Here is a 14,383-nt window from a genome sequence, read left to right on the forward strand (position 1 = left end):
GCAAATCGATCGTCCTTATAGCCCTAGTGTAGCGATCGATACAGAAACCAGCATGAAAAAACCATCTTTTGTAATTTTTCTTGTAATTTCTTTGGGATCGCTGTCTAGTTCTGCTTATATGGTATACTGTTATACAGATTTTTGCCAAGTTTATGGTTTTACCAGGCGAAATATAGGGGATCAAGCGGTAAGCAGATGGGGATCAACGGGTAATGAAATCGTGACAAGTGGTAATTGTGCCTTTGTACCCACCTGAAACCGAGTTCCTAAAACATTTAATACAGGGTAAAAATGCCTAAGTTTTGGTCTTGATTGAAGTTTTGAATATCAACAAAGTTAGTTCTCAAGATTGTTTCAATATCTCCAGTACTACAGTTTCCTCGCCGAATCCAAATCACTTTCGGCGGGAAACCGCACAGAATTACAATTTCGTTAAAATCTGCGTCTTTGGTGACAATTATAAAATTGCTATCGCGGGCATATTGCCACACTTCTCGATCGGGTACTTGGTGATTGGAATTAGGGAAAATATCAGCCAGTCGATTGACTAAGCGAGGGGATAAATTGTGGTCAAACAATAATTTCATGTTTTCACAATTAAGGTTTGCCGTTCACGGTCAGCTGCATAACTAAGACAAGCTAGAATATCTTCTTGAGTCAGATAAGGAAAGTCTTCGAGAATTTCTTGATAGGTCATTCCAGAAGCGAGGTAGGATAGGACATCATAAACGGTGATTCGCATTCCCCGAATACAAGGTTGACCGCTGCGTTTTCCCGGTTCAATGGTAATGATTTCTGAGTAGTTCATGGTTGAAAAATTTGAATTAGCTTAATGTTATTACATGATAAGGTTCTGACGCAGCCTACACACTGAACCGAAAATTGCTGTATTTCTGCCAGAACTAGCTTGCTACTTGATGTTGAGGCTTTTGATCTAGAAAAGCGATCGCTGAAAAATGATTCCGCTTCTCTTCCACAAAAGAAGATTTAACATATTCAATCAACATTGGTTGGATATGAAACACACCTGCTTTGGCTTCAATCCACGATCGCCCTTGCAAAAATTCCAAAGTTTCCAGAAGTGTTTGAGAAGAAACAGAAGATTCGATTTGGGAGCGCAACTTGCAAAAAGAAATTGGTTGCCAATGCTGTACCATACATTGAATTGTGGCTTTAGCCGTATCCGACAAATTTTCAAATTCTTGGTCTAAATAGTTGAAAACTGTACCGAAAACAGTAACTTTTTGATCTAAAAATTCAGTGATGCTACCATTAAATAACTGTTGAATTGTTGTCGCAATTCGGTTGAGAACCAGAGGATTTCCAGCATAGAATTCGACTAATTGATTCCAGTTGTCTTTCGTTCCGTTAAAAGTTCCTTTGCTGTGAAAAAGTTTTTCGATATCTGTTACCTGCAATCCCTGAATAGGGAATACCCGGACAGGTCTTGTCTTACCTTCCATCGGGGTAATTTGGTGTAATTTAACTCGGCTAGTTAAGATTAAGCAACTTTGATGAGTCGCTTCCCCCACTCTCCTCAACAACTGACAGTATCCGCCCTTATTTGGGTGGTGAAGACAGATACCGTCTCGACAGGTCATTTTTGGAGTACAGTGTTGGAGAATTTTGTCAGCGCCGTCTAAAATCAGTAAGCAACGGTGATGTTGCAAATAATAAATCAGTCGAGAAATTTGGCGATCGCATGATGCTGGTAGTTCAGTTTCTTTACCGTTGGATAAAATGCCGATTAAGTCTGCGAGGAGATCGTTGAGTGGGGAAGTTGGGAAGAGCGATCGGCAAATCACAAACTCAAAGTTATCCTGAATTTGTTGAGCTAACTTCACCGATAAGTAAGTTTTACCCATTCCTGTCATGCCTAAGAGAGTGACTAGGCGAGTGCGATCTTTGACAATCCATTGCTCAAGCGTTGCCAGTTCATCTATACGCCCGTAAAACTCTGAGACATCAGGAGCTTCACCCCAATCTACACAATTTTGAACTGTCAAATTTGCACTTTGAATTTCTCTATTAGACATCTCCAATAACTCTTGTAGGGTAGGCATCTTGCCTGCCTTTAAGATTCTTTGTTGGAGAGTATCAATATCCGTCTGTGAATCAAAGTCTGGCTTGGCAAACTGATAATCATCAGATTCAAGTTGCAGGTTAAAAGTTTGGAAACAGCACTTGAGAGTTTTTTTATCAACTCCCACTTCGCAAGCAAATACCTTTGCTATTGTGTCTGGATCTAAACCTGTGCGAAAACCTAAAGCTTCACGGGTATAACGTTTATCAAAATTATCATTCATTTCAGATTCGGATTTAGCATTTTCGAGTTTCTGCAATCCTTGTTGCGTGAGGATTACGCCACGTCTACGGCTCTGTCGGTGGAGTATCATCGGAAACCTCTCGAATTTATAAATTGATTTTTTATCGATCGGGAAATTGCCCGTTTGTAGTGCATCAATCAAGATGCGCTAGCAAACAGGAGATAACTTGCATTTCTTGCTGCAAACATAGCTTAAGGCGTGAAATCTAGTAGTTATCTACAACTTAAAAAGGTGTTTATCTGAAAAATTGCTCCCATTAAAAGAATTTCTTAAAGAACTCTGAGTAGAAACACAGATGCGATGCCCCACTTCAGAATAAAACCAAATCAGAGATCCAGGTATGAATATGGGAATTCACCTACCTATTCCCATATTACTCGCCTTTTTCTATTTGTAAAGTTAAGTAATTTAACGGACTTTGCTTAACTTCGGTATTGTGAATGGTTAATTGGAAGGCAAAGTGGTTGCGATTTGATGGGTGCGATCGCCGATCGAGCCCAAATTTCCGTTATTCTGTTCTATCCGACTCATGCTCGATCGATTCATTCTTCTGGTTTAATTTTCGTAATCGATCGCATTACTACCGAAATTAAGAAACTTTTTCCGGTTTTAACTTCGTTCTTAACTTCCTAAACTTCGGTTGTTTAGACCAAACTGAATTTGCATACTAGACAGGTGCAGGCAACTTTTCAAAACAGGATTTTACCCAATACTTCTCGGTTAAGCATTTTTTGCCTTTGTAGGGGCGAAGCATTCGGACAGAAAATCTAGGGTTTGAGTCATAAATTGTCGCCCGAATGCTTCGCCCCTACTCTTAACCGAGCAGTATTGGGATTTTACCAGCTTTTTTTTGATGAGTGCAATCGCGTAGCGATGCGTAGCATTATCGAATCAGTTTAAATTTTTGCATAAAACCATGAATTATCCAACTTCAATTAAAGAAATAGATTTAAGTCCGATTCCCGGAAAACGCTATTGGAATTGCGATCGGGAATGGCGCGAAGAGTTCGTTTACTTCCTACTAGTAGACCGCTTTCACGATGATTTAAACCGCACCTCTGTTAATACACCCGATCGCTCTAAGGGTAGCGGAAAACAAGCTCAACTGAAAAAATTTTGTGGTGGCAAACTCAAAGGAGTTAAAAATCACTTAGATTACATTCAAAACTTAGGCTGCACCGCCATTTGGTTAAGTCCCATTTTTGAAAACAACGATGCTCCTAATCCAAACTCGGACAAATATCACGGATACTCAATTCAAAACTATCTGAATATAGACCCCCGCTTTGGTACTAAAGAAGATTTAATCGATTTAGTAAATGCAGCGCACGATCGGGGAATACGAATTTTCCTTGATGTCGTTGTCAATCACTCAGGAGATAACTGGTATTACCCTGATAATAAAGACTATTATTATTACCAAGATTGGCAATTTCCTCTCGAAAATTGGCGGCAGGAAAACCGACCAATTCCCCAGGAACTAAGAAACCCAGATTATTATCATCGCCGGGGTCAAGTTCGTAATTGGGATGCTTATCCTGAATGTCAGCGCGGTGATTTTTTGTCACTGAAAGACTTCAATAATGATGAAGATCGAGCAGGTAGAGAACTGCAAGAAATTCTGATTAAATCTCACTGCTACTGGATTCGAGAAGCAGACATCGACGGATTTAGGATGGATGCGGTAAAACACATGGATGAATTGGCAATATCTCGCTTTTCTTCAGCAGTGCGAGAATATGCCTACAGCTTGGGCAAAAAGTGGTTTTTCTTATTTGGTGAATTAATCGCTCAAGATTCCATAGTCGATCGTTATATTGGGGCAAATACTTCTAGGAAAGTAGGCGATCAAACGGTTTATTTTGGTCTTTCATCCGTCCTAGATTTTCCCCTTTACTGGACTTTACCAAATGTTATTAAAGGTTTGAAAAAGCCTAGTGATTTAATCGATCGTTATGAATCCCTCAGAAATTCAGCATTAAATCGAGGAGAACTGGGGCGATATCGAGTAACTTTTGTTGATAATCACGATCAGATTGGCTCAAATCCCAAACGGCGATTTGCCACTGATGCACCTGATAAACAAGTAATTGCTGGCATAGGTTATCTGCTTTGTGCGATAGGAATGACTTGTATTTACTACGGAACTGAGCAAGGTTTTTCTGGTAAAGGTGATGATGATCAATTAATCCGAGAAGCGATGTTTGATTTAGATAATCCCCAGGATAATTATCTAAATCAGCAATGCAATATTTACCAAGAAATTGCCAAAATCGCGCATATTTATCGGCACACAGAACCTTTGCGGTTTGGTCGAATGTACTTTCGAGAAATTTCGGGTAATGGTCGTGATTTTGGCTTACCTCAAGGACACCCTTGTACCCTGGCATTTTCTCGAATTCTCGGTTACGAAGAGATTTTGATTGCCTACAATACATCGACTACTGAACATCGGGCAGATTTTGTCATGGTTGATAATAACCTGCAAAAGAATGGAGGTAATATGAAATTCCTTTACGGTAAAGCAGGTACAGTTCCGATTTTAAGCCATCCCGATCCTAACAATTCTTCGTTATTTGTAAAACTCGAACTTGAGCCAATGCAGTTTGTAATTCTGCGTGGTTTGTAGTTTGGATGATGAAAGTGCGATCGATCTTTCTTTAGATGTGGTGGAAGGCGATCGCATTTTTTTGTTGCTTGGAATTTTGTTTTTTTTAGGTCGAGCGTAGTCAAATTTAACTTAGTGGTTTAGTGATTAACTTTAGGAGAATTTAGTTATGACTTCCATTCAACTTCAATCTTTCAATTATCCTGATCGTCGGATTCGCCATCGTGGCTTCTTAGAATATTTAGAACCAATTTCTTCATCATTATCAGATCTTCAAGAGAGTAGTTTTGAAATTGTTTCTGGCTTGGTAGGACAAGGGATGTCGTTCAAATCATTATACTACCCTGAGTACTATTTAAGGCATCAGGGCTATCGAATAAAACTGCAACGCAATGATGGCAGTCAATTATTTAAGGAGGATGCCTCTTTCGATGAAATACCTTCCTTGGTCGGTTCAGGTAATCACGCTTCTTATCGGTCACATAACTATCCGGATCGATTCATTCGACATAGGAATTTTGAACTATGGTTAGATCCCTCTGATAATTCCGATCTCTTCAGACAAGATGCTAGTTTTAGGAAGCTACCAGTACCAGCATTCTTTCATTTTCAATCCTTTAACTATCCTGATCGTCGGATTCGCCATCGTGGTTTTTTGGGTTATCTAGAAACAATTTCTTCATTATTAGACATCCAGGATAGTAGTTTTGAAATTGTTTCTGGCTTGGTAGGACAAGGGATTTCATTCAGATCATTTAACTATCCTGAGTACTATTTAAGGCATCAGGGCTATCGAATAAAACTACAACGCAATGATGGCAGTCAATTATTTAAGGAGGATGCCTCTTTCGATGAAATACCTTCCTTGGTCGGTTCAGGTAATCACGCTTCTTATCGGTCACATAACTATCCGGATCGATTCATTCGACATAAGAATTTTGAACTATGGTTAGATCACTCTGATGGTTCCGATCTCTTCAGACAAAGTGCCAGCTTCAACAAGGTAATAGTACCAGTACTGAAGAATCAAATTGTTGTTTTGAGTGATATCCATATTGGAAATAACACTCCAACTGTTTGGTATCAGCAAGGCTTTCATGAGCCTTATTTAACAGCAGTTTTTGATTATGTCATTCAACATGCTGACTCAATTGGGGAATTGGTTCTTTTAGGTGATGTAGTTGATTTCTGGACTTATCCAGCTGATGAACAACCACCTAGCTTTGATGCCATTATGGCAGCCAACCCAAATATTTTTGGTTCTAACGGGAAGCTAAGTCAGGTATTAACAGCACTTAACGGCAATGTGACCTATGTTCGCGGCAATCATGACATGAGCCTGACCCAAGGTGACTGGGACAAGATTCAAAACCCGAACGGATACAAAATTAAGCTATGTCCTGATGATGTCTATTTCTCAAGACGTGGAGGTAAGTGCATTGCTTTCACACACGGACATATCTGTACAATGTTCAATGCACCTTACAAAACAAGCCAAATAGCACCATTACCGTTAGGTCACTTTATCACTCGTGCTATTGCGTCTAAAAACAAAAAAGACCTTAAGCCAGGACAAACTGCTGCTGACTTACCAAATTCAGGTGAACCTACTCTTTTAGAAAAAGGTCTTGGTTTTTACCAAATAATTGCAGATGCACTTCCTTCAGCTACCGATTTAGTCAAGATATTGATAGATCCTGAATTTAAGCTACGTGCATGGAAGGCTCTTACTTCGCTGCCTACAGCGCTCTTAACAATTGTAGCTAATAACGTTAGCGGCTTAGGAGATGAGCAACCAATTAAATTACAGAATGGCAATGAGGTTACTATCGGAAAAGCTAAGCAAATATATGTTAATCAGTTTTCTGAATGGCAAAACAAAGATGATTTTCTAGGTGCCTCGAAAGCAGTGGCGGCAGATATTGATCAATACGTGGGTTGGTGTGCTCAAAAGCTAGCTTTTGAAGTTGGTGCAGACACGATTGTGATGGGTCACACTCATACGCCTATTTATGGACTGTCAAATTCTTTGATTCGGTATTTTAATACTGGATTCCACTGTCCTTCAATTCCTGACATAGGCACAAAACATCCTACATTCCTTACACTAAATACCGATAATGACCAAGCAAGCATCCTTCAGGTTGTGAAAGCAGGAAACTTCTACAACATTTCTACCTACTCCGCTGAAAGTACAAGCGTTGTCGAAGGTCTTTCTGAAGATTTTTCCTGTTATGTGATTATTGACAACCAAGACGGCAAGTCTGAGTTACACCGGAAAGACTATAAAGATGTTCATGGACATTACATAGTTTCGCCTCCCGAAACGATCAAACCCGGAGAAATAGTAAAATTCTGGCTACAAGACTATCCTGGCGCATTCGGTGCAGAAGGATGGGTCACGTATACTAATCAGGATACACACCAGGAAATTACACTTAAATACGGTTGCCCTTTTATTTATTCCAACTACTGTGATGGTTCCAAGTTCTACAGCAAGAGTGGTGCTGATTCTAAATGGGTGAATGAAGTCAAAACATCAGGACATCCATTTTTTGTTAAGTTCTTCAGCCTCAGTTGAAGCAGGTTTTACAATGACTTGATCGCTCATCAGATTCATGGTAGCAAACACCTCTTCTTCAGTATCTTTTCCGCATCTTGCATTCTATTGAGAATGGCTGAATTACTCTGAACCTAGAAGCGCTCGCACTACTCAAAAACTCATTCTTGAAAGCCCCTGTAATGGTGAAAGTGAAGAGCGATAGCTTTTCGGATTATTCAGTCTGAGCGATCGCATTTCTTCTGATTACTGACTGTTTCTCTTCAAGTGCGATCGAGCTTTCTTTAGATGTGGTGGAAGGCGATCGCTATATTCATCTGAAGTAAGGTGATAATGGATAAAATATTATTTTCCTTGTCAGAGAGTGGTATTGATGACTGAGTTACTGGAACGTGCGATCGCCAAATTAAAAACCTTGCCTGCCAGTGAACAAGATGCGATCGCAGCAATGATTCTGGAGGAACTTGAAGACGATCGACGCTGGGATGAATCATTCTCTCGTTCCCCAGATATTCTGGCTAAACTTGCAGCAACAGCATTGGCAGAGTATCACGCAGGCAAAACTCAAGAACTCGATCCAGAAACATTGTGAAGTCACGCACTACAATCGAGTTCCGTAAATTATTTGCTAATCTACCCGCAGCAGTTCAACAGCAAACACGGGTAGCATATCGCCAATTCAAAGAAGATCCTTCTTATCCCAGTCTGCGTTTCAAGAAAGTGCATCCAGAATTACCAATTTATTCTGCTCGAATTAGCAAAAATTATCGAGCAGTTGGTTTGTTGGATGGAGACACTGTAATTTGGTTTTGGGTTGGTTCACATACAGAATATGACAGGTTGCTAGAACAGTTGTAGCAGTAAAGTGGCGATCGCATTTCTTCTGTTTACTGACTGTTTCTCTTCAAGTGCGATCGTCCTTCAATCGTCATCTTTTGAAGTAGTGCGATCGCATCAGATACCTCATTTCTTGTATTGCACGATCGCCTTAAAAATTTAACAAAGGTGGATGCCAACCGCTTTCAATCCATATTGTTCGCGCTTCAACAAGATTGTCGTTGTTTAGTCGTAGTGATATCACTGTTGCTCGACCTGTTGCTGTTAAACCCGTCATGTGAGTTCCACCATTTACCCAAATAAAATGCTCGTTCCAAATTTGGTTTCGTGGGTTAAATAGTGGAACAAGTTGGCCTGTTTCAGGGTCAATCCCATGAGTTTTTGCCCCCTTGAACTCATTACAGCGATAACAGGAAGCAGCTAAATTCTCCCGCTCATCTTCTCCTCCCAATGAACGAGGAATAATGTGTTCCATAACCAGTGGGGTTCCAGTTAAACGGGAAGAAGTTTTACAGTACTCACAGCAATAACTCGCTTCCTTAACAACTTGCTGCCGGAGTTTTTCGGGTATAGTCACAGCGACACAGGTAAATCTTGTAAAGGAGGAATGCGATGCCCTCGCCAACGAAGGAGCGACCAGGCATAAGCTTTACGCAGCATCAGACAATCCGCCGCCAACCTTAACGCTGTTAGTTCGTCTCTTTCCTCAGCAGTGAGTAAATCTTCTTCATTCTTCTGCAACAGATTGACATGACGTTGATAATTACCTGGTTCTACTTGAGCAATTGCGATCGCCTGTAATTCCTCCTTGTCCAGGGTTTGCATCCTCAACAGTTCTGGCTGCATTTCGGTTGGCGCGTTTTCTATAAAAGGCGGCAAGTTGCCGATCGCACTCTGCATCACAAGTGCTTCTACGGGTTGATGAGTTGCCTCAGCAATACGAACCAATCGGCGAAAAATAGGTTCTGGAAGTTCGATCGTTACTTGCTGTGTTGTCATCGTTCTCTGTTCCAGCCATATCCATAATTACCATCAATTCTAGCTTGATCTTGCTCATCTATTAACCACTGCGATTCTCCTGTGGAGACGCTGCGCGATCGCATTTTTTCTGTTTACTGACTGTTTCTCTTCAAGTGCGATCGCCCATTTTGTAGGTTGGGTTGAAGTAACAAAACCAAAAGTTATCTTTTCCCTTTTTCTGTGGATGTGTTGGGTTAAACGCAGTTCAACCCAACCTACTTTTTATTTCCTAAATCTCAATATTTACCCTTGTTGTTTTAAGATTTGTTCATATTCATCGTGAGTTCCAATCCATACCCAAATGTAATCCTGTTCATCTTGAACAGCCAATGCTCGATAGTTGAGTCCAATTCTAGCAGACCACAGTTTCCCGACTTTTTTAAACTGCAAAGAAGGATGATTTAAGTCACATTTGAGTAACTGAAAGTTTTTTCTGGCAAGTTGTTGGATGGAGTCAGGTAACTCATTAAAACATTGCCAAAATCGCCGAGTAGTTTTATGCAATTAGAGTTCCTGTAGTTTATTGCGTGCTTTTTCGGTTAATGCTTCTTCGATTAAGAAATCTAGCTTTCCTGACAGAGAATCCGCTTCTATTTCTTGATCCCACTGTTCCCAGTCTAACTCGATTATCCATTTTTTTAAATCGTTGAATTCATCAGAGGAAAGAGATTGAATTGCTGCTTGAATTTCTTTGACTTTAGCCATATCAGATTATTAGAATAGTCGTTTTCTATATTTTAGCAAGTAACAAGAATATAATTGTCACTCCATCTATATTACATTAGACTCCAAACCCAAGTGCGGTTTTTAAGCTTCCTTAAGTTTCAGCAATGCTTTAGCCTTAGCCACCCGCACCAAATGTTCAACATATTCATATTGTTGCCACGATCTTTCCTCTTGAGCCGTCAACCCAACTGTTCTATTTTTTTCCAACAAATTGTTGATCTGTTGTTGTAATGTTTCCGACGGCTTCAACGCCAAAATTTCCTCTGGAGTGGGAAGATTTGCTAAGAATTCTCATACATCTGCCAACTCAGAAAATCCAGATTGAACATCTGCACTCCATTCCCGCAAACCCAATTCTAAAATTTGTGTTAACTGCTCTTGCAGTGCCGTAGGCATATCGCAGCAATGATTCTGGAGGAACTTGAAGACGATCGACGCTGGGATGAATCATTCTCTCGTTCCCCAGATATTCTGGCTAAACTTGCAATTATTTTTCTCATTAAGGGCAAATAGTATTCGGGAATACCGACAGATGAAACCGTTTTGTACTTAGGGAAAATTGATACATAAAAGCTAGTTTTCGCGTATATTGTAGTCAAAAATACATTTGTTTATCACCTTCGTAAAGTTTTATAAATAATTACAATATTTTGCGTACAAACTCAACTAATTATCCCTAATTCTTAAAAACCTCTTGCATAATTTACTCAGATCGGCACAATTATTTGCCAAACTAAATCAACAGGAAATACTCTCTATGAAAGCGTCAAACAACACAGCTTCAACCTGTCGGTGTTGTCATTATTACAAATTAACTGGAAGACGTGGTGGGTATTGTGAAATTTTGGGTGTATCAGTTAGGGGCGAATGGAAAGGTTGTAATTTAGCAATTATACAGTTTGCTGCCGATTACAAAAATTCGCTACCGAACCGAGAATTAGCTAATCAGCAAACATAAAGAAATTCCCCAAAATTCAAATAAATCCTGTTTAAAAATTGTATAATTTGTAGAATTCGCTACTATTAGGTAGCGTTTTTCTTTGATTTCTAAACTTATTATTAAAGTATTCTATCAAACCGACATGGGACAAACAAAATAGTTAAATTGGAGAAGAGGCGGCGACTCAAGAAAATGAGTTAATAAAGAGGAGCGCTCAATGCAAACTTATATAAAACCAACCACCGACCCAGCCCATGATGTGTTGCGATATGAGCATCAACCATTAGATGCAATTTTTGCCCCAAAAAATGTGGCAGTAATTGGCGCAACGGAAAAATTAGGCAGTGTCGGGCGGACAATTCTGTGGAATTTAATTAGTAGTCCCTTTGGCGGTACAGTTTTTCCGGTTAACCCAAAGCGCCCTAGCGTATTGGGAATCAAAGCTTATCCTAGCATCGGAGAAGTGCCGGGAAAAGTCGATTTAGCGGTGATAGTTACACCTGCGGCTACTGTACCAGGAGTCATTAGCGAATGTGTTGACGCGGGAGTTAAAGGCGCGATCGTCATTTCCGCCGGATTTAAAGAAATTGGCGCACAGGGAGTAGAATTAGAACGGCAAGTACTGGCACAAGCCCGTCGGGGCAGAATGCGAATTATTGGGCCAAACTGCCTGGGCGTAATGAATCCAGTTTCAGGATTAAACGCTACCTTTGCCAGTAAAATGGCTTTACCGGGAAACGTCGGCTTCATCAGTCAAAGTGGCGCACTTTGCACCGGAATTTTAGATTGGAGTTTTCAAGAAAACGTCGGTTTTAGCGCCTTCGTTTCTATTGGTTCCATGCTAGATGTGGGTTGGGGAGACTTAATTTATTATTTAGGCGATGACCCCCATACTGAAAGCATAGTAATATACATGGAATCGATCGGAGATGCCCGATCGTTCCTTTCCGCAGCTAGAGAAGTTGCCTTAAGTAAACCAATTATTGTGATTAAAGTCGGACAAACTGAAGCCGCCGCCAAAGCCGCCGCCTCTCACACTGGTTCACTTACAGGTAGCGACGAAGTATTAAACGCCGCCTTCCGTCGCAGTGGAGTCTTACGAGTCAACACCATCGACGACTTGTTTAATATGGCGGAAGTTTTAGCCAAACAACCACGTCCAAAAGGCAACCGCTTAACTATTCTCACCAATGCTGGAGGGCCAGGAGTATTAGCAACTGATGCTTTAATTACAGGTGGAGGACAACTAGCAGAACTATCTTCAGAAACTGAAGAGAAACTGAAACTAATTTTGCCAGCATCAGCAAGTACTCACAATCCGATCGATATTTTAGGAGATGCAGACCCCGAACGGTACAGCAAATCCTTAGAAATTGCCCTCAAAGACCCAAATAGCGACGGAATGTTAATTGTTCTCACACCTCAAGCTATGTCTGACCCAACAAAAACAGCTGAGGATGTAGTAGAAAAACTGAAGACAACTCCTGTTAAAGGTAAACCAATTTTAGCTAGCTGGATGGGTGGGCAAGAAGTCGCAGCCGGGGAAGCAATTCTCAACCGCGCCAGTATCTACACTTTTCCCTATCCCGACACAGCTGCCCAAGTATTTAACTTGATGTGGCGATACAGTTATAATTTGCGGGGTTTATACGAAACTCCGATATTACCAACGAATGCTCCGGGACAGGGATGCGATACGCCTACGGTACGCTTACACGAACGTACCAAAGCCCAAGAAATCATTAACTCAGTCAAAAAAACTGGGAGAACCATCCTCACCGAATACGAATCTAAACAACTACTCGCCAGCTACAACATTCCCACAGTTCCCACCGAAATTGCCACCACTGAAGACGAAGCCGTTAACCTAGCAGAAAAAATCGGTTATCCAGTAGTTCTCAAACTATATTCCGAAACCATTACCCACAAAACAGATGTAGGTGGAGTTAGGTTGCTGTTAAAAGATGCCGAAACAGTCAGACGCGCCTATCGTGGTATTCAAACTTCAGTAGCCGAAAAAGTTGGTGCAGAACACTTTTTCGGCGTAACTGTGCAACCAATGCTCAACCTCGAAGGTTACGAAATTATCATTGGTAGCAGTGTAGACCCGCAATTTGGCCCTGTGCTACTGTTCGGTACAGGTGGACAATTGGTAGAAGTTTTCAAAGACCGAGCTTTAGCATTACCGCCTTTGAATTCTACCTTGGCAAGGCGATTGATGGAACAAACTAAAATCTACACCGCCTTGAAAGGAGTTCGCGGTCGTCCACCAGTTGACTTAGCAAAATTGGAACAGTTATTAGTACAATTCAGCTTGTTAGTCATCGAACAACCTTGGATTAAGGAAATTGATATTAACCCGTTACTTGCTTCGCCAGACAGGTTAATTGCCCTTGACGCTCGCGTAGTTCTGCACGATCCTGAAATTAGCGAAGATAAACTGCCAAAACCAGCTATTCGACCTTATCCCAGCCAATATGTTGCACCTTGGACGATGGAAGATGGCACAACAGTTACCATTCGTCCCATTCGTCCCGAAGATGAACCATTGGTGGTTGACTATCATAAAATGGTTTCCGAAGAATCGGTTTATCTGCGTTACGCACATTTGGTAAAACTGAGTCAGCGAACTACTCACGAAAGATTATCGCGGATTTGTTTTATTGATTACGATCGCCAAATGGCACTAGTAGCAGAATACAATAACCCCGATACTGGACAAACTCAAATTATCGGCATCGGCAGATTAAGCAAATTACATGGTACTGATGAAGCAGAATTTTCCATGTTAATTGCTGACCAATATCAACGTAAAGGTTTAGGTACAGAATTTCTGCGCCGACTATTACAAATAGCCCGTGATGAAAACCTAAGTCGAGTTACAGCCGATATTCTCACTGATAACATGGCAATGCAACGTATCAGTCAGAGATTAGGTTTCCGCGCCGAACGTATTTTAGGTGAACCAATGGTGAAAATGATTCTTGATTTCTAAAAGAATTACAGCATTAATAATTAACAAACGCGGAGAATTTTTTAGATAATTCTTCGCGTTTTTTGTTTAATCCAACACTCGATATAATAGAGTATAATCTCAAAAATGTCAGAAAAAACTATGAATGTGCAGTTGGTTAATTCTCTCGTAGAAGTCGTATTAAACCTCTCACCTGAAGACCAAAAACTCTTTCAAGAAAAGCTCTCTAACAGACTAAGAGAGGCAACCACTCTTGACACTCTCCCGTTAAGCTAACGCTTTACGGTGTGATTCTTGTTTCTTAGAACAACGCTTTTTAGCAGGATTGCTAACGAGTCTTACTTGCTCTCCACAAGCTTGAAATTCGGTATGCCCTACCGTATTTGTTGAG

Annotated in this window: 16 protein-coding genes; 8 read left to right on the plus strand and 8 right to left on the minus strand. The window is 40.7% G+C overall.

The window, feature by feature from the left end; genetic code table 11:
- Positions 1-275: 275 nt before the first annotated feature.
- From ACE1B6_RS21515 to ACE1B6_RS21525, 3 genes are all read right to left on the minus strand, one after another.
- A complete protein-coding gene (locus ACE1B6_RS21515; RefSeq protein ID WP_413259317.1) occupies positions 276-587 on the minus strand; it encodes a DUF5615 family PIN-like protein in 312 nt (103 codons plus the stop codon).
- Positions 584-808 carry a DUF433 domain-containing protein gene (locus ACE1B6_RS21520; protein WP_413259318.1) on the minus strand — a complete coding sequence of 75 codons (225 nt, stop codon included), beginning with the start codon at positions 806-808 and terminating at the stop codon, positions 584-586. The genes ACE1B6_RS21515 and ACE1B6_RS21520 overlap by 4 nt, the downstream gene beginning before the upstream one ends.
- A gap of 94 nt (positions 809-902) precedes the next feature.
- Complete coding sequence (locus ACE1B6_RS21525; RefSeq protein ID WP_413259319.1) at positions 903-2,396, minus strand: NACHT domain-containing protein; 1,494 nt, start codon at positions 2,394-2,396, stop codon at positions 903-905.
- 402 nt (positions 2,397-2,798) lie between these two features.
- Between ACE1B6_RS21525 and ACE1B6_RS21530 the strand changes: the two genes are divergently transcribed.
- The 6 genes from ACE1B6_RS21530 to ACE1B6_RS21555 all read left to right on the plus strand — a co-directional run bounded on the left by ACE1B6_RS21530 (position 2,799) and on the right by ACE1B6_RS21555 (position 8,495).
- Positions 2,799-2,960 carry a hypothetical protein gene (locus ACE1B6_RS21530; protein WP_413259320.1) on the plus strand — a complete coding sequence of 54 codons (162 nt, stop codon included), beginning with the start codon at positions 2,799-2,801 and terminating at the stop codon, positions 2,958-2,960.
- 283 nt (positions 2,961-3,243) lie between these two features.
- The gene (locus tag ACE1B6_RS21535; RefSeq protein ID WP_413259321.1) at positions 3,244-4,956 is read left to right on the plus strand and encodes an alpha-amylase family glycosyl hydrolase; all 1,713 of its coding nucleotides are present in this window, start codon (positions 3,244-3,246) and stop codon (positions 4,954-4,956) included.
- 148 nt (positions 4,957-5,104) lie between these two features.
- On the plus strand, positions 5,105-7,516 hold the full coding sequence (locus ACE1B6_RS21540) for an AbfB domain-containing protein (RefSeq protein WP_413259322.1): 2,412 nt from the start codon (positions 5,105-5,107) through the stop codon (positions 7,514-7,516).
- A 352-nt stretch (positions 7,517-7,868) separates the two neighbouring features.
- Positions 7,869-8,087: a hypothetical protein gene (locus ACE1B6_RS21545; protein ID WP_193981990.1), complete on the plus strand. Its 219-nt coding sequence runs from the start codon at positions 7,869-7,871 to the stop codon at positions 8,085-8,087.
- Positions 8,084-8,353, plus strand: coding sequence for a ParE family toxin-like protein (locus ACE1B6_RS21550; protein WP_413259323.1), 270 nt, complete (start codon positions 8,084-8,086; stop codon positions 8,351-8,353). Before ACE1B6_RS21545 ends, ACE1B6_RS21550 begins: the two co-directional genes overlap by 4 nt.
- 7 nt (positions 8,354-8,360) lie before the next feature.
- Positions 8,361-8,495: a hypothetical protein gene (locus ACE1B6_RS21555; RefSeq protein ID WP_413259324.1), complete on the plus strand. Its 135-nt coding sequence runs from the start codon at positions 8,361-8,363 to the stop codon at positions 8,493-8,495.
- Here the strand turns inward: ACE1B6_RS21555 and ACE1B6_RS21560 are convergent.
- From ACE1B6_RS21560 to ACE1B6_RS21580, 5 genes are all read right to left on the minus strand, one after another.
- Positions 8,484-8,909, minus strand: coding sequence for an HNH endonuclease (locus ACE1B6_RS21560; protein WP_413259325.1), 426 nt, complete (start codon positions 8,907-8,909; stop codon positions 8,484-8,486). The genes ACE1B6_RS21555 and ACE1B6_RS21560 overlap by 12 nt on opposite strands.
- Positions 8,906-9,331: a hypothetical protein gene (locus tag ACE1B6_RS21565; protein ID WP_413259326.1), complete on the minus strand. Its 426-nt coding sequence runs from the start codon at positions 9,329-9,331 to the stop codon at positions 8,906-8,908. The genes ACE1B6_RS21560 and ACE1B6_RS21565 overlap by 4 nt, the downstream gene beginning before the upstream one ends.
- A 264-nt stretch (positions 9,332-9,595) precedes the next feature.
- A complete protein-coding gene (locus ACE1B6_RS21570; protein ID WP_413259327.1) occupies positions 9,596-9,856 on the minus strand; it encodes a ParE family toxin-like protein in 261 nt (86 codons plus the stop codon).
- On the minus strand, positions 9,857-10,057 hold the full coding sequence (locus ACE1B6_RS21575) for a hypothetical protein (RefSeq protein WP_413259328.1): 201 nt from the start codon (positions 10,055-10,057) through the stop codon (positions 9,857-9,859). It abuts the gene before it with no gap.
- A 102-nt stretch (positions 10,058-10,159) separates the two neighbouring features.
- The gene (locus ACE1B6_RS21580) at positions 10,160-10,333 is read right to left on the minus strand and encodes a hypothetical protein (protein ID WP_413259329.1); all 174 of its coding nucleotides are present in this window, start codon (positions 10,331-10,333) and stop codon (positions 10,160-10,162) included.
- 502 nt (positions 10,334-10,835) lie between these two features.
- Here ACE1B6_RS21580 and ACE1B6_RS21585 point away from each other — a divergent pair.
- Positions 10,836-11,036, plus strand: coding sequence for a hypothetical protein (locus tag ACE1B6_RS21585; protein WP_413259330.1), 201 nt, complete (start codon positions 10,836-10,838; stop codon positions 11,034-11,036).
- A 199-nt stretch (positions 11,037-11,235) separates the two neighbouring features.
- A complete protein-coding gene (locus ACE1B6_RS21590; protein ID WP_413259331.1) occupies positions 11,236-14,013 on the plus strand; it encodes a bifunctional acetate--CoA ligase family protein/GNAT family N-acetyltransferase in 2,778 nt (925 codons plus the stop codon).
- Positions 14,014-14,383 lie beyond the last annotated feature (370 nt).

The organism is Floridaenema fluviatile BLCC-F154 (genome assembly GCF_041929135.1).
Lineage (GTDB): Bacteria > Cyanobacteriota > Cyanobacteriia > Cyanobacteriales > Aerosakkonemataceae > Floridanema > Floridanema fluviatile.

What these genes read in the sequence shown, in the direction of transcription:
- ACE1B6_RS21515 (WP_413259317.1), bottom strand. Translation starts at nt 587, where the DNA reads ATGAAATTATTGTTTGACCACAATTTATCCCCTCGCTTAGTCAATCGA.
- ACE1B6_RS21520 (WP_413259318.1), bottom strand. Translation starts at nt 808, where the DNA reads ATGAACTACTCAGAAATCATTACCATTGAACCGGGAAAACGCAGCGGT.
- ACE1B6_RS21525 (WP_413259319.1), bottom strand. Translation starts at nt 2,396, where the DNA reads ATGATACTCCACCGACAGAGCCGTAGACGTGGCGTAATCCTCACGCAA.
- ACE1B6_RS21535 (WP_413259321.1), top strand. Translation starts at nt 3,244, where the DNA reads ATGAATTATCCAACTTCAATTAAAGAAATAGATTTAAGTCCGATTCCC.
- ACE1B6_RS21540 (WP_413259322.1), top strand. Translation starts at nt 5,105, where the DNA reads ATGACTTCCATTCAACTTCAATCTTTCAATTATCCTGATCGTCGGATT.
- ACE1B6_RS21545 (WP_193981990.1), top strand. Translation starts at nt 7,869, where the DNA reads ATGACTGAGTTACTGGAACGTGCGATCGCCAAATTAAAAACCTTGCCT.
- ACE1B6_RS21565 (WP_413259326.1), bottom strand. Translation starts at nt 9,331, where the DNA reads ATGACAACACAGCAAGTAACGATCGAACTTCCAGAACCTATTTTTCGC.
- ACE1B6_RS21575 (WP_413259328.1), bottom strand. Translation starts at nt 10,057, where the DNA reads ATGGCTAAAGTCAAAGAAATTCAAGCAGCAATTCAATCTCTTTCCTCT.
- ACE1B6_RS21585 (WP_413259330.1), top strand. Translation starts at nt 10,836, where the DNA reads ATGAAAGCGTCAAACAACACAGCTTCAACCTGTCGGTGTTGTCATTAT.
- ACE1B6_RS21590 (WP_413259331.1), top strand. Translation starts at nt 11,236, where the DNA reads ATGCAAACTTATATAAAACCAACCACCGACCCAGCCCATGATGTGTTG.